Source organism: Senegalimassilia sp. (assembly GCF_977052095.1).
In genome coordinates, this window is sequence record NZ_CDRSTZ010000022.1 from 1 (window position 1) to 22,201 (window position 22,201).

Consider the following 22,201-nt stretch of genomic DNA (forward strand, 5'->3'; position numbering starts at 1 on the left):
CGATGAGCGTCTGCAGGCGATCAATGTTCGCTTCGTCATCTTCGATTGCCAAAATCCTGCACATAGGCGCACATCGCTGCTTCCGTCACACAGGCGCACCACCAGGGAAAACGCCTGCGTTCACATTTCTTGCAGCTAGCGTATCGCGACATTTACAGAATTTGTTGTACAACAAATTGCAACGCGGCAAGTTTTTGGCAACAGACGCTACATCGCCTCTAACGCGCGGACCACGGAGTCAATCTGGTTGTCGGGGGTGGAGGCGCCGGCGGTTACTCCTACGGTTTCGCAATCGGCGAACCAGGCGGGGTCCAGTTCGGCTGCCGATTCCACGTGATGCGTGCGCGGGCATTCGGCGGCGCAGATCTCGGCCAGGTGCGTGGTGTTCGCGGAATTGCGCCCGCCGATGACCACGATGGCGTCCACCTCGCCGGCAAGCTTGGCCGCCGCCTGCTGGCGCTGGCGCGTGGCCGTGCACACGGTGTCCTTCACCTCAGCCTCAACGCCGCGCTCCTTAAGGCCGGCCAGCACGTCTTCCAGCGCATCGCGCGTCTGCGTAGTCTGCACCACCACGCCCACGTGTTCGGGCAGGTCATCCGGCAGATCGGCGCCGCATTCCGCAACGCACACGCTGCCGCCGGCCTCCTGCGCGTAAGCCACCAGGCCCTCCACCTCGGGGTGGCCCGCTTCGCCAACCACCACCACGAAGCCGCATTCGCCGGCAAGCTTGGCGGCTGCCTTCTGCGCGCGCGACACGTGCGGGCACGTAGCATCGATGACGGGCAGCTCCTGCGCCTCGCAGCTGCGACGCACGGCCGGCGTCACGCCGTGGCTTCGAATGATAATGGCCCCGTGCGTAGCCTCGTCCGGACGCTCCACGGCGCGCACGCCGCGCGCATCAAGTTCCGCAACCACCTGCGGGTTGTGGATAAGCGGCCCAAGCGTGAACGCGCTGCCATCGCCTTCGCTTGCCTTCAAGGCCAGGTCAAGCGCACGCTGCACGCCGTAGCACGCACCAGCATTCTTGCTACGGAAAACTTGCATGTCGCATCCTTTCTACGCGGCCTTCGGCTTCTTTGTGGGGCGCGTCAGTTCGATGGCCTCCTCGGGTGTGTGCTCGGGAATGGGGTGCTCGGCGAACACCGCCGTGAAATCGCGGCCGTCGGGGAACAGCGCCACCATGTCCACCTGCTCGCGCGGCACCTGCTGGTGCAGGGCGAACACCTCGCGCATGGCGTACCACGTGCAGCCCTCAAGGCGGTCTTCCTTCGGCAGGAAGTCGAAATCGGACACCACGATGGGCTTGCCGTACTCCGCCGTGATCTTCGGGAAGCGCAGCCGCTCGCCCTTGCGCTTGACGTTCTCGGCGTTGCGCACGCACATGGGCACAATGGGCGCCTTGCCCATCTTCGCGATGAACGCGGCGCCGGAGTGAATCTCGGGCTTCTTGCTGCCCTTGTCGCGGCGCGTGCCCTCGGGCAAAATGCCCACCAGCTGGTTGCCTTTCAACATGTGAGCTGCGCGTTTGATGGCCGCGCGGTCGGCGGAATCGCGCTTGATGGGAAATGCCCCCACGCGCGAGAGGATCTGCCCTACCAGACCGCCGGCGTTGTCGAACAGCGTGTCGCGGCCCATGAGGCGCACGAACTGGCTGGGCCGCGCGCCCATATACATCAGCACCACGTCCAGAAACGACGTGTGGTTCGACACCACCACCGCGCCGCACTTGTCCTTGAACGCGCGCAGGTTCTCGCGCCCGTCGATGCGATAGCGGAAGCAGATTTTGAACACGAAGCCGATAAGCGCATACGCGAGATTGGCGAACCAGTGCGGAATCTGCTTCTCGTCGGTGGTGCCGCCCAGCGCGCGGTCCCACATGTCCTCGTACTTCAGAAACACGCTCATGCGCGGGCGCCCTTCTCTTTGGCAAGCTCGCAAATACGGTCGATAACCTGGTCGATCGTGCGGCCCGTGGAGTCCATCTGCACGGCATCGGACGCGGGCTTGAGCGGGCTGGCGTCGCGCGAAGAGTCGATCTCATCGCGGCGCACGATGTCGGCAAGCACCACGTCGTAGTCGGTGGAGCCCACGCCGCGGCGCTCGTTTTGCGCCACGCGACGACGAGCACGCTCGGCCGCCGACGCGGTCAGGAACACCTTCAGCTCGGCCTCGGGAAACACCGCCGTGCCGATATCGCGGCCTTCCACCACGTAGTTGCCTGCGCGGCCAATGCGCTGCTGCTGGGCCACCAGCGCCGCGCGAACAGCGGGAACGGCGGCAACGGGGCTGACGGAGCGGTCGATTTCCGCCGTGCGAATGGCGTCGGTGACGTCGGCGCCGGCAATAGACACGCGCCGCGGCAGCGGGTCGCCCGCCTCGTGCGTGAACGCGATGTCGTTGTCGTGCGCAATCCGCGCAAGCGCCTCGGCATCGTCAAGCGACACGCCTTCGTCAAGCGCCTTCCACGCAACGCAGCGGTACATGGCGCCCGTGTCCAGGCACGAAAAGTCCAGGCGGCGCGCCACCGCCTTCGACACGGTGGATTTTCCCGCCCCCGAGGGGCCATCGATAGCGATGATCATCGAGCAAGCCTTTCAATGTCGGTCAGAAAGCCCGGGTAGCTGACGCCCACGGCTTCGAAATTCTTGATGGAAACGGGCATCTTGCCGGTAAGCCCCACCAGCGACCACGTCATGGCCAGGCGATGATCGCCCAGCGAATCGAACTGAAGCCCCTCGGGGACCGCCAGGTCGGGCTGGCCTTCGATGTACAGGTCGTCGCCTTCGCACCACGCGTCCACGCCCAGCTTGTCAAGCCCGTCGATGATGGCGGCCAAGCGGTCGGTTTCTTTCACGCGCAGTTCGTTGACCTGGCGAAACACCGTGACGCCATGGGCATGCGCCGCCACAAGCGCCAGCACGGGAATCTCATCGATGATGCCGGCGATTTTCTCGGCCGGAACCTCGCATCCGCGCAGGTGCGGCGTGTAGCACGCCTCGATGATGCCGTAGGGCTCCTTGCCCGCCGCGCCCGTGCGCGACACACTGACCTCGGCGCCCATGCGCTCGAGCGTGCGCGTGAAGCCGATGCGCGCCGTGTTCAGGCTGACGTTTTCCACCTGGATGGTGCTGCCCGGGCACATAACGGCCGCACACACCAGGAAAGCCGCCGACGACGGGTCGCCCGGCACCAGCACCTCGCTGGCCTGGGGCTGCGCGGGGCCGGTGACGCTGGCCGTGCGCTCGCCGGCCGTGGTGGCCACGCCGTATTCGGGCAGCATAAGCTCGGTGTGGTTGCGGCTGGGCGCGGGCTCGTTCAGCGTGGTGGTGCCGTTGGCGTACATGCCGGCAAGCAGCACCGCGGTTTTGAGCTGGGCAGACGCCATGGGGGCGTCGTAGGTGATGGGGTGCAGGCCGCCGCCCGCCACCGTGATGGGCAGATGCTCCTGGCCGGCCGGCTCGAAGTGCGCGCCCATCTTCATGAGCGGCGCGGTGATGCGGCGCATGGGGCGCTTCTGCAGCGAGGCGTCGCCCGTAAGCGTAGCGCGGATGGGCCACGGCGCCAGGATGCCCATGAGCAGGCGCACCGTGGTGCCGGAGTTGCCGCAGTCGATGGGTTCCTCCGGCTGCGAGGGGCCGGCCGCTCCCCAGCCGGTGATGCCGCCGGCCAGGCTGCCGTCAGGCTGTTTTTCCAGGCTGACCTGGGCACCCAGCGCGCGCACGGCCCCAATGGAGCTGCGCACGTCGGCGGAATCAAGCACGCCGGACACGCGCGAGGTGCCTTCGGCCATGGCCGAGAACAGCACGGCGCGATGGCTGATCGACTTGTCACCCGGCACGTGCGTGGAGCCGCGCACGGGCGCGCCAAGCGGGTTGATGACGGTGATGTCGCTAGCTGACATGAGCATGCTCCTTCGGGGAAAGCGGCGAGAACGAAACGGAGAACCCGGCGTTGATGAGGTTCATGGACAGCTTGCCGATGTCGCCCTCGTCGGTAAGCACCAGCGACAGCACGGCCGAGTCCTCGGTGACGTGGTCGATCTCGATGGACTGGATGTTGCAGCCCACCTTCGACGTGATGGTGGTCACCTCGGCAACAACGCCCGGGCGGTCTTCCATGGGAATACGCACTTCCAGCAGGCGCTCGGTGCACGGAACCCACGCGGCGGGCAGCGCGCGGCGGGCATCGGCCGACTCGGCCAAAAGCTGCGTGAGCGTGGCCCGGTCGTTGGCCTCAAGCGCGTCGGCGAACTGGCCGATGATGCCCTGCATCTCGCGCAGGCCCGCATCAAGCGCGTCCTTGTTGTCGAACGCGATGCCGCACCACAGCTCGGGCGAGCCGGCCGCGATGCGCGTTGAATCTTTGAAGCCGCCGGCAGCCAGGCGCATGAGCGCGTCTTGGCCTTTCGCGTGGCGCACGGCCAGCTGCACCAGCGAGCTTGCCATGAAGTGCGGCACGTGGCTGACCACGGCCACGGCGGCGTCGTGCTGCTCGCGCGGCAGGCTGATGACGCGCGCGCCGATGGAGGTTACCAGCTCGTGCAGGCGCGCGAAGTGCTCGGCCGGCGTGTCGGCGTCGGGGCACAAAATCCAGTACGCGCCCTTGAACAGGTCAGCGCGGGCGCCCTTGATGCCATTTTTCTCGGAGCCGGCCATGGGGTGGCCCGGCACGTAATTATGCGGATACGGAAGCGTTTCGGCGGCCATGCCGATGATGCGGCTTTTCGTGGACGCCGTGTCGGTGATGATGCCGCGGTAGTCCCACGCGGCCAAGTCGCGCAGATAGCCCTCGACAACGCTGACGGGCGTGGCCAGAACCACAAGGTCGCAGCCATCTTCGATAAACGCACGGAACTCGGGAGCGTCGGGCGCCGCCGTGGCGGTTGCCCAGCCGCGGCTGACAGCCTCGCTGCGCGTGGCCACGTCGGTGTCCACGGCAAGCAGCTGCGCCTCGGGGCGCGCCTCGCGCAGCGCGGCGGCGAAGCTAGCGCCGATCAGCCCGAAGCCGATGACGGCAACCTTGTTAAAGCCCGCGCTTCGGTTGTTTTCAGTTGTTTGTGCCATGTGGCGAAAGAGACCTTCCAGATCCGATCTAGGGTAGGACGTTCGGGCACGCGCCGGCAGGCCCCGAAAACACGAATGGCCAGCCAGAAGCGCCCGGCTGACCATTGTAACGCAAACGTCGCCCGCTCGCCCAGCGCCCAGCACACCACCAGCATGGCAACACGATTGGCAAGCGTTACTTGATGGACGCGTGCAGGGCCGCTACTTCTTCGGGCGTCAGTTCGCGCCATTGGCCGCGGGGCAAATCGCCCAGCTCGATGGGGCCGAAGCTGTCGCGGTGCAGGGCCAAAACCCCGTGCTTGATAGCGGAAAGCATGCGTTTGACCTGGCGCTTTCGCCCTTCGCGCAGCACAACGCGCACCACGGTGCGCTCCTGCGAGCGCTTGCGCAGGATGGCAGCGCGCTGCGGGCTGGGCACGCTGCCGTTCGGCTCGTGCTCGGGCACAGCCGGCGGCACCTCAAGCATGGCCCGCGCGCGCTTGGCCTCGGCGCCTTCCACCAGCGCCGCACGTGCCGGCGCCGTCATGCCGTCGTCAAGCTGGATGCCGCGCTCAAGGCATTCAAGCTGCTCGGGCGTGGGCTTGCCGTTCACCAGCGCCAGGTAGCGCTTCTCCACATGGTGCCGCGGGTGCAGAAGGCCGTTGCCCAGCTCGCCGTCGGTGCTGAACAGCAAAAGCCCCGTGGTGTCGAAGTCCAGCCGCCCGATGGGGAACAGCCCCGGGAAGCGGTCAGTGGGCACCAGCTCGGCCACCGTGGGGCGGCCCTGCGGGTCGGACATGGTGGTGACGTAGCCGGCCGGCTTGTGCAGCATGATGGTGACGGGGCCTTGCGCCAGATACACGGGCACGCCATCGACGGCCACTTCGTCAACAAGCGGATCGACTTTGCTGCCCAGCTCGGTGACCACCTGGCCGTTCACCGTCACGCGACCGGCCGTCATGAGGTTTTCCGACCCGCGGCGGCTTGCCGCGCCGGCGCGCGCCAAAAACTTCTGCAGGCGCATAGGCACGATGCGCTCGTCAGGCTGCTGCTGATTGGGCTTCAACGGTTTGCTCATGATTGCACTCCCGCTATTCGTCATCTGTTTCAAAGGTTAGATTATCGAAGTCAATCTTATCGACCAACCCAAAGCTTGCAGCCATCGCATCTGCAAGCGTTTGTTGAGCGGCCTCGCCAGCAGGGCCAGTTTGCCCGCCGGAAAGCTGGCCGGCATCGCCTTCGTCGTCAAAATCGAAGCGCACATCGGCAAACGGGTCGCCATCTTCGCCATCGGCCTGCGCGGCCGGCGCAACGTACACGTTCTCCGAACTGGCGCTCAGCCGCTCGCGGATAAGCTCGCGCGTGGCGTCGTCGGGCGCGTACTGGTCCAAATCGGGGAGGTCGCGCACCGAGCGCAGGCCGAACTTCTCCAGAAAGCCGCGCGTGGTAGCGTACAGCGTGGGGTTGCCCGGCGCATCGGCCTGACCGGCTTCGCGCACCAAGCCCTTCTCCACCAGGGAGTTTATGGAACTGTCGGAATTCACGCCGCGCACGCTGGCCACGCCGGCGCGCGTGACGGGCTGCAGGTACGCCACGATGGCAAGCGTTTCCATGGCCGCCTGCGACAGCTTGCGCGTGTCCCACGACAGCACATAGCGCTCCACCAGCTCGTGATACGCCGGGTGCGTGTACAGCCGCCAGCCGCCCGCAACCTCGCGCAGCTGGATGCCGCGGCCTTCGCGCTCGAAGCGCTCGCGCAGGTCGACCAGCGTTTCCTCCACCAGCTTCGGGTCTACTTCCAGCATGTCGGCAAGCGTGATGACGCCCACCGGCTCATCGGTTACGAACAGCAGCGCCTCAACGGCACCGGCAAGCTGACTTTCGTCCAAACCTTGAAACATTGCGGCCTTCCCTATTCCTCGCCTACCGACGTGAGGGCGTCTTCGCCATCGAGCAGAAGTTCGCCGGAGCCCTCGATATAGTCGATGTCGATGTCACCGAACAGCTCGGACTGCTGAACGGTTACCATGGAGCGCTTGTACAGCTCCAGCACCGCCAAAAACGTGACCACCACCAGCGGTTTTGGCGTCTCAGGCGTCACCAACTGCGAGAACCGCAGGTGCCCCAGGTTCTTGATGCGCTGGTGAATGGCGCGCACGTGCACCTCCACGGGGATGGGCTTCGCCGCGATGTGCTCGCTTTCCAACAGGAACACCTCGCGGCGCGCCAGCGCCTGCGCGGCCAAAAGCGCCAGCGAGTCAAGCGACACGTCGCGCAGAAAGTCGGGCATAAGCTCAAGGAAGCTGGCGTCGGGCCCGAACGGGCGCGGATGCATGCGGCCTTCCGTCACGAACCGCTCGTGCAGCGCGGCGGCGGCGTTTTTGAACTGCTTGTACTCCAGCAGGCGCTCCACCAGCAAATCGCGCGCTTCCGATGGCGCCAGCTCGGCGATGTCGTCGTCAAGCTGCATCTGCTCGCGCGGCAAAAGACTGTCGGCCTTGATTTCCAGCAGCGTGCTGGCCACCAGCAGAAAGTCGCTGGCCACGTCCAGGTCAAGGTTTTGCAGGCGCGCCACCTCAGCCAGGTACTGGTCGGCAATTTCGGTGATGTTGATAGCCCCAATGTCAACCTTCTGGCGGCTGACCAGGTACAACAGCAGATCGAACGGCCCTTCGAAGCTGTCTGTGCGAACGCGATACGACACTCAAGCGCCCCGCTTTACGAAATGCGGAACGGGAACAGCAGATTGCCCACGTTGCCCGCCGTGACGTCCAAGTAGATGCCGAACGGGTTCACATGGATGATGTACGGCAGCAAAATGGCCACAATCATGAAGATGGGGAACGCGTACTGCTGCACCTGGTAGTACTTCGGCAGCCACTTCACGGGCATGAAGAACGCGAAGATGGAGCTGCCGTCAAGCGGCGGAATGGGCAGCAGGTTGAAGAACATCAGGTACAAGTTGATGAGCGCGAACATGGGCAAGAACATCAAGTAGAAGTAGTGGAAAAACTCGCTTTCCACCACCCATTGCGCCACAGGGCAGAAGCCGTACAACACCCACGCCACAACGCCGGCAAGCACGGCCAGCAGCAAGTTAGCGGCCGGGCCGGCCAAGCCGACGATGAGGTCGCCCTTGCGCGGGTCTTTGAAGTACGCCGGGTTATACGGCACGGGTTTGGCGTAACCGAACACCGGCATGTTCATGGCCATCAGCAAAAACGGCATGATAACCGTGCCGAACGGGTCAATGTGCGCCAGCGGGTTGAACGACAAGCGCCCCGCACGCTTCGCCGTGGGGTCGCCCAGTTTGTATGCCGCGAAACCGTGCGACATCTCGTGCAACACGATGGCGAGGATGAAGCTCAGGATAGAGCAGATGAGATAAGGAAGTGTAGTCATAATTTGTTCAGTATACCGTCATCTGCCGAAAGAAGAAACCGGGAAACGAAAGCTAACAAAACTGTAACCTGCGGAATGTAACCTGCGCGTACGAGCTGTGCGGCATACGATCGCAAAACTAAACGGGAGCGAAGAGATTTCCCCCTTCGCTCCCGCATTCGCCAATGAGGATGACGTCGCGCGCCGAAACTCCTTACGCGTTTTCGCGCTCGAACTTGTCCATGAACTGCACGAGCGCTTCCACGCCCGCCTTCGGCATGGCGTTGTAGATGCTGGCGCGCATGCCGCCGACGCTGCGGTGGCCCTTGATGTTCTCGATGCCGGCGGCCTTGGCCTCGGCGATGAACTTCGCGTCCAGGTCGGGGTTGCCCGTGACGAACGGCACGTTCATAAGCGAGCGGAACTCCTTCTTCGCCGTGCCGCTGAACAGCTTCGACTGATTCAGGTAGTCGTACAGGATGGCCGCCTTCTCCTGGTTCATGCGCTGCATAACTTCAAGGCCGCCAAGGCCCTTGAGCCACTGGAACACCTTGCCGCACATGTAGATGCCGTAGCACGGCGGGGTGTTCGACAGGCTGCCGGCGTCGGCCTGCGTCTTGTAGCGCATGATGGTGGGCGTGAACGGCAGCACGTCCTCGCGGATAAGGTCGTCGCGCACAATGACGATGACCACGCCGGCCGGGCCGACGTTTTTCTGCACGCCGCCGTAGATAAGGCCGTACTTCGTCACGTCAACGGGCTCGGAGAGGAACATGCTGGACACGTCGGACACGAGCGGGGTATCGCCGGTGTCGGGAAGCTTCGGGTAGCGCGTGCCGTACACCGTTTCGTTCTGGCAGATGTAGACGTAGTCGGCGTCGGGGGAAAACGTCAGACCGTCAACATCGGGCACGTACGTGAAGTTTTCGTCCTCGGAGCTGGCCACGCAGTTGGCCTGGCCGTACAGCTTCGCCTCCTTGAACGCCTTCTTCGACCAGTTGCCCGACACGATGTAGTCGGCAACCTTGTTCTGCATGAGGTTCATCGGGATGGCCGCGAACTGCTGCGTGGCGCCACCCTGCAGAAACAGCACGCGGTAGTTGTCGGGGATGCCCATGAGGTCGCGGATGTCCTGCTCGGCCGTTTCGATGATGCCCTTGAACGCGGCGGAGCGGTGAGACATCTCCATGACCGACATGCCCGTGCCCTGGTAATCGAGCATTTCCGCAGCGGCAGAGGACAGCACCTCCTCGGGGAGCACTGCCGGACCGGCCGAGAAATTGTACACACGAGCCATGCTGAACCTCCTTGGGTTTGCGGTCAGGGATGCGGTGCGCGGTGCGCGCTGCCGCGTTGCGCAGGTTTGCGTTGTGCTCAGTATGACGCGCAAACATGTTGAACCTACCGGCGATGCGGGAATTGCCCGCAGGCGGCGAAAGCGCGGCGCGGGCGGCGAAAGGTGGAGAAACCTTGAAACTTTACAGGTGACTTGTCAGCTGTAAAGTTTTGGTGCCATACTGCGGCGTCATATATAAGGTACGAACCCTCTGGAGCATCATCATGAGCGAAGCGAACGCCCCCCAACAGCGCGCCGATCAGGCCGCCGGCACCATCGAGGCGCTAACGAAACAAATCCAGCAACTGAAGGCGCAGCGCGACGCCGTGATTCTGGCGCACTACTACGTGCCGCCCGAGGTGCAGGACGTTGCCGACTACGTTGGCGACAGCTTCGCGCTGGCAAAACTTGCCGTTGACCTGCCGCAACAAACCATCGTGCTTTGCGGCGTGGAGTTCATGGGCGAATCGGCGAAGCTACTGAACCCCGAAAAGCGCGTGCTTTTGCCCGAGCCGGGCGCCGACTGCCCCATGGCGCACATGGTACGCAAAGCCGACATCGACCGCGTGCGCGCCGAGCACGACGACCTTACCGTAGTGTGCTACGTCAACTCCACGGCCGAGGCGAAAACGTGGTCGGACGTGTGCGTGACCTCGTCAAACGCCGTGAAGATCTGCCGCGCGCTGCCGCAGCGCAACATCCTGTTCATCCCTGACATGAACCTGGGCCGCTACGTGGCCGAGCAGCTGCCGGAAAAGCACGTCATCCTGAACAAGGGCTACTGCCCGCGTCACGTCACCATCAACCGGCAGCAGATCATCGATCTTGAAGAGGCCTACACCGAAGCCGTGGTGATGGCGCACCCCGAGTGCCCCGCCGACGTGCTTGACGAAGCCGACTTCATCGGGTCGACGAAAGGCATGATCGAGCACGCCACCGCCTCGGACGCGCGCGACTTCATCGTGTGCACCGTCGTGGGCATCCTGCGGGAGCTTGAACGCCGTAACGCGGGCACAAGCAAGCGCTTCCACTTCCCCGCCACCACGCCGCGTTGCGTGAACATGGACCAGGTGACGCTGCCGAAGGTAGCCGCGTGCCTGCAAAACCCTGCGCCATACGAGGTGCACGTCAGCGAAGAGCTGGCCCCCGCCGCCCGCGTGACGCTAGAGCGCATGCTGGAATACGCAGCGAAGTAGATGAGAGCGAAATGAACGATTTACCTGCAGAAACAGCGGCTGCCAGCATGAACGGCAACCGTTTTACACCGGTGATTGACACAAGAGCCCAGGGCAGCAGCGAACAAGCTTACGGCCAAAACGAGCCCCCAGCGACGCCCCACCAAGCTGAGGCAGCCAATGCAACCGGTAACCAGCTTCAACCGGTCGCAGAAACAGCTACCGCCACCGAAGCACCCGCATCCCAAAACGCTTCCATAGCTCCGGGCACCAGCCCGAAAGCAATCACCTGCGACGTGGTCATCGTGGGCTGCGGCGTGGCCGGGCTGTACTGCGCGCTTAACCTGCCGCGTCAGCTTTCCGTGGTGATGCTGGCGAAGACCACCGTCGACGAGTGCGACTCCATGCTGGCGCAAGGCGGCATCTGCGTGCAGCACGACGCCGACGACTACGTCCCGTTCTTCGAGGATACGCTGCACGCCGGACATTTCGAAAACCGCTGCGAAAGCGTGGACCTGATGATCCGCGCCAGCCGCAGCGTCATCGACAGCCTGGTTGACTACGGCGTGCAGTTCGAACGCGACGAGGCCGGCCGGCTGCGCTACACGCGCGAGGGCGCGCACAGCCGGGCACGCATCTGCTTCCACGACGACACCACCGGCGCCGAGATCACCACGAAGCTGCTGGCCGCCGTGCGCAAGCTTGGCAACGTGCGCATTCTGGAAAACACGCGCATGAGCGACATCCTCACCAGCGAAAACGGCGCGGGCAACCAACGTTGCAGCGGCATCGCGGCATTCGACGCCGCCGGACGCGCGCTGCGCATCAACGCGCAGGCAACGGTGTGGGCGTGCGGCGGCATCGGCGGCACGTACGAGCGCTCCACGAACTTCCCCAGCCTTACCGGCGACGCGCTGCACATTGCGCGCGCCCACGGCATCGCGCTTGAGCACACCGATTACGTTCAGATTCACCCTACCTCGCTGTACACCACCGAGCCCGGCCGCGCGTTTTTGATCTCGGAATCGTGCCGCGGCGAAGGCGCCGTGCTGCTTGATGCGCACGGCAGGCGCTTCGTCGATGAGCTGCAGCCGCGCGACGTGGTAAGCGCCGCCATATGCCGCCAGATGGAGCGCGAAGGGTCCAATCACGTGCGTCTTTCGTTCGCCAGCGTGCCGAAAGATGAGGTCACGGGGCATTTCCAGCACATCTACGAGCACTGCCTGGCCGAAGGGTACGACATCACGCGCGAGTCGATTCCCGTGGTGCCCGCGCAGCACTACTTCATGGGCGGCGTGCACGTCGACCGCGCCAGCGCCACCAGCATGCCAGGGCTATACGCCGCGGGCGAGACAAGCTGCAACGGCGTGCACGGCAAGAACCGCCTGGCCAGCAACTCGCTGCTTGAGTCGCTCGTGTTCGCACAGCGCGCCGCTTGGGATATCGCGCGCCGCCGTGGGCTTGCCGCGCCGCATCCGCAGACGTACGCCGAGCACCCTGCCGGCGCCGACGCGCAGGCATACGAGCGTCTCTGCGCGCTAGCAAGCGAAAAGCTGCAGGCTGCAAGTGGGCGGGAAAGCGAAGAGACACGGTCGCGCGCGGCGGCCGAAGCGGACGTACAAAACGACGACGCCGCGCACGACGACACAGCTCACGATACACATAGCGCCGCATCACGCCGCAACGACACCGCGAACGGCGCGCACGTTGCAACATCAAGCTGCTACGACTCCTCCAACGGTGCATATGACACCGCGTCCAGTCGCCCAGATTCAACGCATCCGACGCCCCGCGCCGCCAGCCCCGCCCACACCACCGCCCACCGGAAGGAGACCGTTGTCGCATGAACTTCATCACGCTGACCACCGTTGCCGAGCCGCTCATCCGCCAAGCGCTGGCCGAGGACATCACGAACGAAGACGTGTCCACCGCCGCCATCATGCCCGACGCGCGCCCGGCGGCCGTTGACCTGATTGCGAAGGCCGACGGCGTGCTGTGCGGCCTGGACGTGTTCGAGCGCACGTTCGCCATCCTGGACCCCGCAAGCCGCGTGCAGCGCTTCGCGCAGGAGGGCTCAACCGTTTGCTCAGGTCAAGTGCTTGCCACCGTAACCGGCGATGTGCGCGCGCTGCTTTCCGGCGAACGCGTGGCGCTGAACTACCTGCAGCGTATGAGCGGCATCGCCACGTACACGCGCCGCGTGGCACGTCTACTTGAAGGCAGCGGCACCACGCTGGTGGACACGCGCAAAACCACGCCGAACATGCGCGTGTTCGAGAAGGAAGCCGTCCGCACGGGCGGCGGGCGCAATCACCGCTACAACCTCTCCGACGGCGTCATGCTCAAGGACAACCACATCGCGGCCGCGGGCGGCGTGCGGCAGGCCGTGGCGGCGGCACGCGCCTACGCCCCGTTCGTGCGCAAGATCGAGGTAGAGTGCGAAACGCTCGACCAGGTGCGCGAGGCCGTAAAAGCCGGCGCCGACATCATCATGCTTGACAACATGGACCACGCCACCATGGCGCAGGCCGTTGCGTTCATCGACGGGCGCGCCGAGACGGAGTGCTCGGGCAACATCGATGCGGACAACGTGCGTGCCATCGCCGATTTGGGCGTCGACTACGTGTCCAGCGGCGCGCTGACACATTCCGCACCCATCCTGGACGTGTCGCTCAAGCATCTGCGCATGCTTGATGAAGCGGGTATAAATGGCGAAGGTGAAGCTTCCACCTGCGCAAACGCAGAATGCGGCGAAGGCAAGCAAGCCGAGCAAGCTTCCCCGTCGTCCTTGTGCGACAATAGCTTCACGGCGCATAAATGCCCCGAGCACCCAACCGTAAAGGCAAGGCGATAGCATGACGAAAGCGCAAACCCGCCGCGAGGCGCTTCTGCGGCTGCTGCGCGAATCCAGCGCGCCGCTTGCCGGCGGCGCGCTGGCCGAGCAGCTTGGCGTCAGCCGCCAGATCATCGTGCAGGACATCGCGCTTTTGCGCGAAGCGGGGGCGAACATCGTGGCCACCACGAAAGGTTACGTGCTGGCCGATGCGGCAAGCGCAGCAGAGCAGCCGGAAAGCACCGACGCAGAAGGCGCCGCGCCAGCCGAGCCGTTCGAGCGCACGTTCAAGGTGCACCACGGCGTCGAGCAAACGAAACACGAGCTTGAGACCATCATTTCCGCAGGTGGACGCGTGAAAAACGTATCCATCAGCCATCGCGCCTACGGCCGCGTGACCGCGCCGCTGAACATTGCCACCCAGGCCGACATCGACCGCTTCATGCAAGATATCGAAAGCGGCAAGTCCTCGCCGCTGTGCACCGCCACCTCGGGCTACCACTACCACCTCATAGCAGCAGACAGCGAAGAGACACTCGAAACCATCGGCCGAGCCCTAGCCGACGAAGGTTACCTAGCCCCCTTGCTGCCGCACGAACAGGGATAGCCGCAGGAGTGGATCCCAACAACCCCTACTCCCAGGTTTCGGGCATGCCTTCTATCAGCATGAACCTGGTGGCGCTGCCGAGCACCAGCTCGTCGCCGGCGTGCACTTCCACCGGCACCGCCGTGCGCGCACCGGCGCCGCGCGGGGCTTCCACGACCACTTCCGAGCCGTCTTCGCCGCTGATAAGCACGGTGCCGTTCGAGCTGCCCATGCCTTCCACGCACCACTTGCCCTGTTCGTTGCACCAAACGCGCAGATGATGGCCCGAAACGTCCGGCTCCACGTCGGCGATATCGTCGGGCCCCAGCGCAAGCGCGCCGATCTCGATGCCATCGGACAGCGGCTGCACCCAGTGCAGCGCGCCCGACACCATGCCGTTCACCACGCGCAACAACCCCAACGCCTGCGCCTGCGAACGCGGGTCGGCCGGCGCCGATGCGCACGGCCCCGCCTCCATAACGGCAGCCGAAACGGTTTCAAGCCGCCCGCCGTGCACGCTGCGCACGTAATCGAGCACGTAGGCGCACGAGCGCTTCACGTTCGCCGAGCAACCGGCCGCCACGAACAGCACGCACGCCAGCTCCGCGCGCTCCTCTTCGCTGTATCCCGACCCCGCCACCAGGCGCTCCTGCACGTTGTCGTACAAAGCCAAGTCCTGATGACAGCCGCGCAAAGCCTGTCGCATCATGTCGCCGCCCGGCCCGGTGATCACGTCAAGCACGCCGCCCGCCGAAAGGTTCTTGCCCTCGCTTGAGCGCAAACGGGCGCACACGCGCAGCGCCGCCACGCCCCAGTCGCTGAAGTAGCGGTCCTGCAGCGAGCCGACGGGCGCGTGCACGATGAAGCGCGACACCCACGTGCGGTCGTCCGAGCGCGAAAGCGGGCTTTTCCCATCGGCAAGCGGACGGCCGGACAGCACCAAGCGCGCCAAATCCTTATGGCTGATGCCGCCGTAGCGTTTCATCGTTTCGAACAAGGCGCCGCACGGCGTCAGTTCCACAGCCATCCCGTTACGCTCCTTCGCATGCTTGCGCGCCGCCCGCACCGGGCTGCGCATCGTCGATCTCGTACTCCGGCTCAACTTCGGCTTCCCCAGCATCCCGCGACGCAGCCTCAAGCGCCGCCGCATGCGCAGCGGCAAGAGCGGCGCCATCAAGCGCCGGACCGTCATCCGGAAGCGCACGCAGCCGTTTGACCTGCGGCAATGCAACATTCAATGCATAATCGGCCACCAGGACGAACCATCCCGCCGCCATGGCGGCCACCAGTGCCGCCGCCAAGCCATCGGCTTTCTGCGCCAGCTGGAACTGCAGGCAGCCCAGCAGCTTGAACTCCGCTGCGCCCGCAACCGCAACACCGGCCGTGCCGCGCAAAAACCCTGCGCGCGTGCGCGACCCGCCTGCCCGAAGCGCCAAGCCGGCAAGCGCAGGCACCGCCAACGCCGCCGCAACCGCCACTCCCGGAACCGCGCCTTCCCAGAAGGCGCCGCCCAGCGAAAACGAAGCTGCCGCGCCGTTCACCAACACGCCGGCGGAAATGGCCACCGCGGCAAGCGCAACCGCCGCTACGCACTTCGCCGTTATGCGCGCAAGCGAAAGCGCGCCGTTCGGCGCATCGGGAAACCCGCCGATCAAGCCGCCGGGCACGCAAGGCACCAGGGGCTTTCCCGAAAGCGAGCGCTCGACGTTTTCGGCATAGTGCACGGAAAACGACGACAACGCCTCGCGCACGGCCGCGGCCGCCGGACGGTCGGCCTGCTCGCGCGCCAGGCAGTCGGCAAGCACCTCGGCGAACATGCGGTCCACAAACGTGAGCGCATCGGCCGCCTCCGCAACACTTGCCGGCGCGGGCAGCTTGTCCTGCGCCTGCTGCACGGCCACCGCAGCCTCGGGCTCGCGCGCCAGCACATCCACCAGCGCATCGGCGTCCTCGTGCGCCATGACCGCCGGCGGCGCAGCCGCAGCCATTTTCGCGCGATACGGCGAAAGTGCCCGGCCATCGTCCGACAGGCCATGCAACTCGTACGGCACATGCCCGCTGACCAGGCGATACACCACACTTGCTGCCGCGTACACGTCGATAGCAGATGATTTCCGCAGCTCGTCAAGGCCCGGAATGTCGTCGCTGAGCATCTCGGGCGGCGCATAGTCGGCCGTGGCCCCGCGGAACACCGCGTTTTCGCGCGTGAACGACGTGGCAACGTCCACATCGGCAGACGACCCGAAATCGATAAGATACAGGTCGAACACGCCTTCCTCAACCTGCTGCGCCAAAGTCAGGCGCGACGTGCGCACCATGACGTTGCGCGGGCTGATATCGCGGTGCACGAACCCGCCTTCGACGAATCCCATGCGCGCCACCAGGTCGAACAGGTCGCGACCGATGTGCGCCGCCACCAGCGGCGACACCCGACCTGCCCCGTCCACGGCAAGCGTGCGGCGCACGCGATCAAGCGTGACGCCTTCGACCCACTCCATGACGATGCACGGCACGCCGGCAACCTGGCCGCGGCCGAACAGGCGCGGAAAGCCCTTCAAGCCCGAAAGCTTCGCATGACACTCGTACTCGCGTTCAAACGCCGCGCGCGCGGCGCGGGCACGGCGCGCGTGCTCTTCGTCGGATTCCGCACCATGACGCTGCGGGTCGGCCAAAAGCTTCAGCGCCACGTGCTCGCCCTGCGCGTTGCGCGCGTGCTCCACGCGCCCCGTGCCGCCGCTGTGGCCTTCACCTTCCAGCACGAACAGCGTGACGAAACGACGCCGATACGCCGCGCGATCGGCATCAGCCAGCACAAACGGCGCCTCGAAACCCTCAACGCGCGCGACGCGCATGGCCGGCGCGGCAGACGCAACCGCAAGCGACCCTGTTCGCGCATTGCGACCGCTCGCATTTCCACTCCACCCGCTCATAAGCTGATACTCGCAAGCACTTCGTTGAGCTGGGCGGCCGTTACGCTGTTACCGTTTGCATCTTGGTCGTTCCAAATGGGCTCCATCCAACGGTTGTAACCATCGGCGGGGTTCGCATACGCCAGGTTGAGGTTCCACGCGTCGTAATACGGTGTAAGCGCCTGGTCAAGCGCAATATAGGCACGCTGCAAGTTGCCTTTCTGATCGGCCCAGCGCGACCCCTCGGGACAATCGTAGTTGCGTAACATAAGGAAATCGGTAAGCGTTTGGCTATCGATAGCCGAGCACTCGTTGTAATCCGCCTGGCGCACGTCCAGCGAACCATGCAAGGCATCGCTGCCGAACGAGCCGATGGCCGCGTTCAGGCGCGACACGTAGGTGTTCACGCGGTTCAAATGATCAACCAACAGCGCGTGGACCTGAGCTTCTTCTGCTTCAGAAGGACCCGAGGGCGAAGGCGTTTCCGACGACCCGCCGGACGCAGAGCCGCCTGAAGAGGAGCCGCCCGCCGTTGAGTCGCCGCCAGTCGCGCCCGCGCCCGACCCCGACCCGGCCGAAGCGGAGCTGCCGGAATTCGATCCCGCATTCGAAGCGGCGCTGGACGAAGGGGTCTTCGAAGCCTCCACGGCCTTCGTAAACGACGCGTCAACCGCGCCGGACGGCGAACCCGCAGCAAGCGACCCCGCACCCAGCACGCCACCGAACGCGCCAAGCCCCAGCGCTGCCGAAACAGCGTTCTGTTCAGCAACCTCTTGTTGGTCAACGGGCCCAACATTGCGGGAAGGCCCATCGGACGAAACGACGCTGAGTTTCGCGGCATCGTCGGTCGACGCAAACGCAAGTCCCAAAGGCACAAGCGAAGGAACCGGCGGCTCGTACAACAAGCCGGGGATGGTTGAAACGTACCCCGCCACACCGCCGACAAGCAGCGTGAACGAAAACAGCGCAAGCGCCGTCATAGACGCAGGAACGCCCGCTTGCCAGCGCAAACGCCGCGCGCGACGCGCCGGCCGGTTCGTGCCGGAAAACGTTGGCGTGGGGCTTGGACTTGGAAGCGGGCTGGCGCTGCGAGCAGTCGAAGGCGTTGCCGCGCCCGAAGCCTCGCCGCCACCCGCAAGGTCGCCTGCGGTCTTGCTTTCGTCGCAAGATGAAGCAGCCACACCGTCGATTCGCTCGGCGGCATCGCTTTCGCCGCGCGCCGTTTTGCGCTCCTCGTCCATATCGCACCCCCTTCGCTTGTTCCCGGTTACCATCTCGAAAGCGCCAAAACCGACCCTGCTTTACGCCATGTTCGGCCAGCCCTGTTGCCGCAGTGCCTCGTACGCGGCAATTGCTACTGAATTGCTTAAGTTTAAGCTCCGCATACCCTCGCGCATAGGGATGCGCACGCAGGCGGAAGCGAATCGTTGCATAACGGCCTCGTCAAGCCCGCGGCTTTCGCGCCCGAACACCAGATAGGCGTCCCGCCCGTAGGACACGCTGGCGTAACTGGCCTGCACGTGGCCCGTGAACAGGTGCAGCTCGTCGGTCGCATGCGCCTCGAAGAACTCGTCGGCGCACGACCAGCGCACGATGTCCACGTCATCCCAGTAGTCGCAGCCGGCACGCGCCAGGTTGCGCTGCGTCACGGCGAACCCCATGGGCTCCACCAGGTGCAGCCGCGCGCCGATGCACGCGCACGTGCGCGCCACGTTGCCCGTGTTCTGCGGAATCTCGGGTTCCACCAGCACGATGTTCAGCACAGCCTTCGCCCTACCCTTCCGCCGCCTGGCGCGCCATCTCGGCTTCAAGCTCTTCGTTGAGCATGAACCACTCCTCCTCGGCGGCCGCGATGCGCTGCTTGAGCTTGGCATGCTCAGCCACGGCGTCTGACGAGGCGTCCTCGTTGATGTAGAAGTCGGGGTCTGCCATCTTCGCCAGCAGCTCTTCCATGCGCGCGTTGTCGCGCTCCATCTGCTTGTCCAGCTCGGCGATGCGCTTGCGATGGTTCTTCAGCGCGGCATAGGCGCGATTGCGCGCCTCGGCCTCGCGGCGCTTCTGCTCCTTCGTCTTCGGCGCACTGCCGCGCTTGGCCGTCAGCTCGCCGGCCGCAGGCTGTTCGGCAGCGGGCAGCGGCGCCTTAGCGGCTGGCGCGGACGCCTTGCCCTTCGCCTTGCCGCCCTTGCCCGAGCCGCCCTTGCCCATCAGCTCGTCCACCAGCGACTCGTCGGTAGGCGCCGGGCCGTCAAGCTGGCCGGACTTGAACAGGTAGTAGTCGTAGTCGCCGTCGTACACCGTCACCTTGCCCGGCTTCACTTCCACGATGCGGTTCGCCACGCTGCGGATAAGGTGGCGGTCGTGCGTGATGAGCAGGATGGTGCCCTCGAAGCGGTTGAGCGCCTGCTCAAGCACATCGGCGCTGGCGATGTCCAGATGGTTCGTGGGCTCGTCCAGACACAGCAGCGGTTTCGGCGCCACCAGCATCTTCGCCAATGCCAAACGGCCCTTCTCGCCGCCGGACAGCACGCTGACCTTCTTGTCCACCGCGTCGCCCTCGAACAGAAACGCGCCCAGCAGGCTGCGCACCTGCGAGATGTTCCAGCCCGGCGCCACGTGATCGAGCTCCTCGAACACGGTGTTGCCCGCGTGCAGCTCTTCCAGCTGGTGCTGCGCGTAGTACGTCAGCGCCACGTGCACGCCATAGGTGATGGTGCCCGCATCGGGCTTCATGACGCCCGCGATCATCTTCATGAGCGTGGACTTGCCCGCGCCGTTCGGACCCACCAGCGCCACCTTGTCGCCGCGGTACATGGTGAAGTCGAAGTTGTCGTACACGCGCTTGTCGCCGAAGTGCTTCACCAGGCCGCGGCAGCGCACCACCTCGTCGCCGGTGCGCGGCGGCTGCACGAAGTTGAAGTGGATGGGCTTCTTCTCTTCCGGAATCTCGATGAGCTCTTCCTTCAGGCGCTCAAGCCGCTGCGCGCGCTCCTGAGCCTGGCGGGCCTTCGTTGCCTTGTAGCGGAAGCGCTCGACGAACTCCTCCAGGTGCTTCATTTCCTCAAGCTGCTTCGTGCGCTGCTGGCGCAGGCGCTCGATGCGCTCTTCGCGCGCCTTGAGGTACGCGGAGTAGTTGCCCTTGTACAGGTTGACGCGGCCGTTGGCCACCTCGGCCACGCGGTCGACCATGTTGTCCATGAACTCGCGGTCGTGGCTGACCACGATGACGGTGCCCTCGTAGCCGCGCAGGAAGCCTTCGAGCCACTTGACCGATTCCAGATCCAAGTGGTTCGTGGGCTCGTCGAGCATGAGCACCTCGGGGTTGCGCACCAGAAGCTTCGCCAGCGCGATGCGCATCTGCCAGCCGCCCGAGAAGTTCGTGGTGGCCTGCTGCAGGTCGCCTTCCTTGAAGCCCAGGCCGAACAGCACGCCGCGCACCTTCGCCTCGATGGTGTAGCCGCCCAGCGTCTCGTATGCGTCGCGCGCGCGGCCGGCCGCAGCCAGCTGGCGTTCGGTGGGGTTTTCACCCAGGGAGTTCTCCAGCTCGCGCAGGCGCTGCTCGGCCGCCAAGATTTCCACCTGCGAGGACATGACTTCCTCGAAGATGGGGCGGTCAGGCATCTCGATGGCCTCCTGCTCCAGGTAGCCCACGCGCGCGCCCTTCGCAAACAGGATGCGGCCCTCGTCGGCGTCTTCGCGCCCGCTGATGATGTTGAGCATGGTGGTTTTGCCCGCGCCGTTCGGGCCGACAAGCGCCAGGCGGTCGTACTCCTCCAGCTTGAACGTGACGTCGGAAAACAGCGTGCGCCCCCCGAACGACTTCGTCAGATGCTCAACCTGCATGATCATGGTGCAATAACTCCTTTTCTTTGTTGCAGCCTTTCATCATACCGGAGATGCACCCCGCACGGCCCCCAAACCACCCAACCTGACCGAAATGAGCACGAGAAAGAACAAGCGCCGGGCAATGGCCAGCAGCGAAACAAACCTATTTAATTCAGGTTCTCAAAAAAGTGGCCATTGTTGGGCAATTTCCCGAAAAGCTGAACGAATGCGGGACATATTTCGACGAAGCTGAATACCTCAAGCTCGCCCCTCCGCGGCGTAGCGCAAGGCGTTATTCCAAAATTGCAAAACCCCAGGTGAAAGGCTTACTCAAACGCCAAGACACAACAGCGCCCCCAACAAATCCGCCACACTCAATGGCGAACATTCAAGAAATCGAAATATTGTCCAACAATGGTCACTTTTCCCATTTCCTGAATGCCGCGGTAGTGCCTGCAGCCGACGAGCATTGCGCACCAACAGGAAGCAATGGTGGCACAGAAGAATTTGGGCTTATAGGGGAAAGACGATATGAGCAGGACATTGTGAGCCCCTGCTCCGTACCGTTGCTGTTCTTCTCGTGGGTCGGGGCTGATAATGGCGTCGTCAGAACAGCCTGGTCCAGCCAGGTTGCCACACGCACGAGAGCACATAAGAAGGGCCAAACCCGAAAAAACAGCGGGTTTGGCCCTTCTTTGCCCTTGACAATGTCCTGCTCATATTAGCCCTTGGGGTTTGAGACCTCAAGACTCGAGAACCTCGATACAAAAAGACAAACCGCTTTCGCGGTTCGTCTAGGAGCTTTATGGCTCCCCGGGTAGGATTCGAACCTACAACCCTCCGGTTAACAGCCGGATGCTCTGCCGTTGAGCTACCGAGGAATTTCGGTGCGCTTTCTTCTTTCGTGGCGCAAGAAAGTATTATAGACATTTCAATTTTCCGCGCAAGCCCCTTTTTTTAAAATTTTTTCCGGATCGGGTTTTGAAGGCGCCCACGCCCCCAAAACCCGCCCTATGCCCTCGCAAACGCACGAAGTCGAAACCGCGCGCTGACGACAGGGTCAGCCTCGCCACAAGACGGCCTTGGCCCCTGCAGCATTCGCCAGAAAGCAAAGTGG

General features: G+C 64.4%; 19 protein-coding genes and 1 tRNA gene. 4 read left to right on the forward strand and 16 right to left on the reverse strand.

Going from position 1 to position 22,201, the window contains the following annotated elements:
• Window positions 1-207 precede the first annotated feature (207 nt).
• The 10 genes from ispH to serC form a co-directional block, all read right to left on the reverse strand.
• Window positions 208-1,044, reverse strand: coding sequence for a 4-hydroxy-3-methylbut-2-enyl diphosphate reductase (gene ispH / locus ACWI6D_RS05545; RefSeq protein WP_302935868.1), 837 nt, complete (start codon window positions 1,042-1,044; stop codon window positions 208-210).
• Window positions 1,045-1,056: 12 nt separating this feature from the next.
• On the reverse strand, window positions 1,057-1,905 hold the full coding sequence (locus ACWI6D_RS05550) for a lysophospholipid acyltransferase family protein (RefSeq protein WP_288284483.1): 849 nt from the start codon (window positions 1,903-1,905) through the stop codon (window positions 1,057-1,059).
• The gene (gene cmk, locus ACWI6D_RS05555; protein WP_288284482.1) at window positions 1,902-2,582 is read right to left on the reverse strand and encodes a (d)CMP kinase; all 681 of its coding nucleotides are present in this window, start codon (window positions 2,580-2,582) and stop codon (window positions 1,902-1,904) included. Before cmk ends, ACWI6D_RS05550 begins: the two co-directional genes overlap by 4 nt.
• Window positions 2,579-3,901: a 3-phosphoshikimate 1-carboxyvinyltransferase gene (gene aroA, locus ACWI6D_RS05560; RefSeq protein WP_449133966.1), complete on the reverse strand. Its 1,323-nt coding sequence runs from the start codon at window positions 3,899-3,901 to the stop codon at window positions 2,579-2,581. Before aroA ends, cmk begins: the two co-directional genes overlap by 4 nt.
• A complete protein-coding gene (locus tag ACWI6D_RS05565) occupies window positions 3,891-5,063 on the reverse strand; it encodes a prephenate dehydrogenase/arogenate dehydrogenase family protein (RefSeq protein ID WP_449133967.1) in 1,173 nt (390 codons plus the stop codon). The genes aroA and ACWI6D_RS05565 overlap by 11 nt, the downstream gene beginning before the upstream one ends.
• A 175-nt stretch (window positions 5,064-5,238) precedes the next feature.
• Entirely contained in the window at window positions 5,239-6,120 is an 882-nt protein-coding gene (locus tag ACWI6D_RS05570; RefSeq protein ID WP_449133968.1) for a pseudouridine synthase, read from the reverse strand.
• Window positions 6,121-6,133: 13 nt separating this feature from the next.
• The gene (scpB, locus tag ACWI6D_RS05575; protein ID WP_449133969.1) at window positions 6,134-6,943 is read right to left on the reverse strand and encodes an SMC-Scp complex subunit ScpB; all 810 of its coding nucleotides are present in this window, start codon (window positions 6,941-6,943) and stop codon (window positions 6,134-6,136) included.
• Window positions 6,944-6,954: 11 nt separating this feature from the next.
• On the reverse strand, window positions 6,955-7,746 hold the full coding sequence (locus ACWI6D_RS05580) for a segregation and condensation protein A (protein ID WP_303250544.1): 792 nt from the start codon (window positions 7,744-7,746) through the stop codon (window positions 6,955-6,957).
• 14 nt (window positions 7,747-7,760) lie between these two features.
• The gene (locus tag ACWI6D_RS05585; protein WP_449133970.1) at window positions 7,761-8,444 is read right to left on the reverse strand and encodes a site-2 protease family protein; all 684 of its coding nucleotides are present in this window, start codon (window positions 8,442-8,444) and stop codon (window positions 7,761-7,763) included.
• A gap of 193 nt (window positions 8,445-8,637) precedes the next feature.
• Entirely contained in the window at window positions 8,638-9,720 is a 1,083-nt protein-coding gene (serC, locus tag ACWI6D_RS05590; RefSeq protein ID WP_449133971.1) for a 3-phosphoserine/phosphohydroxythreonine transaminase, read from the reverse strand.
• A 263-nt stretch (window positions 9,721-9,983) separates the two neighbouring features.
• Here serC and nadA point away from each other — a divergent pair, with 263 nt between their 5' ends.
• The 4 genes from nadA (at window position 9,984) to ACWI6D_RS05610 (ending at window position 14,374) form a co-directional block, all read left to right on the forward strand.
• Complete coding sequence (gene nadA, locus ACWI6D_RS05595; RefSeq protein WP_449133972.1) at window positions 9,984-10,955, forward strand: quinolinate synthase NadA; 972 nt, start codon at window positions 9,984-9,986, stop codon at window positions 10,953-10,955.
• 275 nt (window positions 10,956-11,230) lie between these two features.
• On the forward strand, window positions 11,231-12,781 hold the full coding sequence (locus ACWI6D_RS05600) for an FAD-binding protein (RefSeq protein WP_449133973.1): 1,551 nt from the start codon (window positions 11,231-11,233) through the stop codon (window positions 12,779-12,781).
• Window positions 12,778-13,788, forward strand: a complete 1,011-nt coding sequence (gene nadC, locus ACWI6D_RS05605; RefSeq protein WP_449133974.1) for a carboxylating nicotinate-nucleotide diphosphorylase — start codon at window positions 12,778-12,780, stop codon at window positions 13,786-13,788. The genes ACWI6D_RS05600 and nadC overlap by 4 nt, the downstream gene beginning before the upstream one ends.
• A gap of 1 nt (window position 13,789) precedes the next feature.
• The gene (locus tag ACWI6D_RS05610; RefSeq protein ID WP_449133975.1) at window positions 13,790-14,374 is read left to right on the forward strand and encodes a 3H domain-containing protein; all 585 of its coding nucleotides are present in this window, start codon (window positions 13,790-13,792) and stop codon (window positions 14,372-14,374) included.
• Window positions 14,375-14,399: 25 nt separating this feature from the next.
• On the opposite strand, the gene ACWI6D_RS05615 is transcribed toward ACWI6D_RS05610, so the two are convergent.
• The 6 genes from ACWI6D_RS05615 to ACWI6D_RS05640 form a co-directional block, all read right to left on the reverse strand.
• Window positions 14,400-15,380: an FHA domain-containing protein gene (locus ACWI6D_RS05615; RefSeq protein WP_449133976.1), complete on the reverse strand. Its 981-nt coding sequence runs from the start codon at window positions 15,378-15,380 to the stop codon at window positions 14,400-14,402.
• A gap of 4 nt (window positions 15,381-15,384) precedes the next feature.
• Complete coding sequence (locus tag ACWI6D_RS05620; RefSeq protein WP_449133977.1) at window positions 15,385-17,283, reverse strand: protein kinase domain-containing protein; 1,899 nt, start codon at window positions 17,281-17,283, stop codon at window positions 15,385-15,387.
• Complete coding sequence (locus ACWI6D_RS05625) at window positions 17,280-18,503, reverse strand: hypothetical protein (RefSeq protein ID WP_449133978.1); 1,224 nt, start codon at window positions 18,501-18,503, stop codon at window positions 17,280-17,282. The genes ACWI6D_RS05620 and ACWI6D_RS05625 overlap by 4 nt, the downstream gene beginning before the upstream one ends.
• 60 nt (window positions 18,504-18,563) lie before the next feature.
• Entirely contained in the window at window positions 18,564-19,025 is a 462-nt protein-coding gene (locus tag ACWI6D_RS05630; RefSeq protein ID WP_449133979.1) for a tRNA (cytidine(34)-2'-O)-methyltransferase, read from the reverse strand.
• A 10-nt stretch (window positions 19,026-19,035) separates the two neighbouring features.
• Window positions 19,036-21,108 (reverse strand): ribosomal protection-like ABC-F family protein, encoded by a 2,073-nt coding sequence (gene abc-f / locus ACWI6D_RS05635; RefSeq protein WP_449133980.1) that lies wholly within the window; start codon window positions 21,106-21,108, stop codon window positions 19,036-19,038.
• A gap of 782 nt (window positions 21,109-21,890) precedes the next feature.
• Window positions 21,891-21,965: transfer RNA gene (locus ACWI6D_RS05640), tRNA-Asn, on the reverse strand.
• Window positions 21,966-22,201 lie beyond the last annotated feature (236 nt).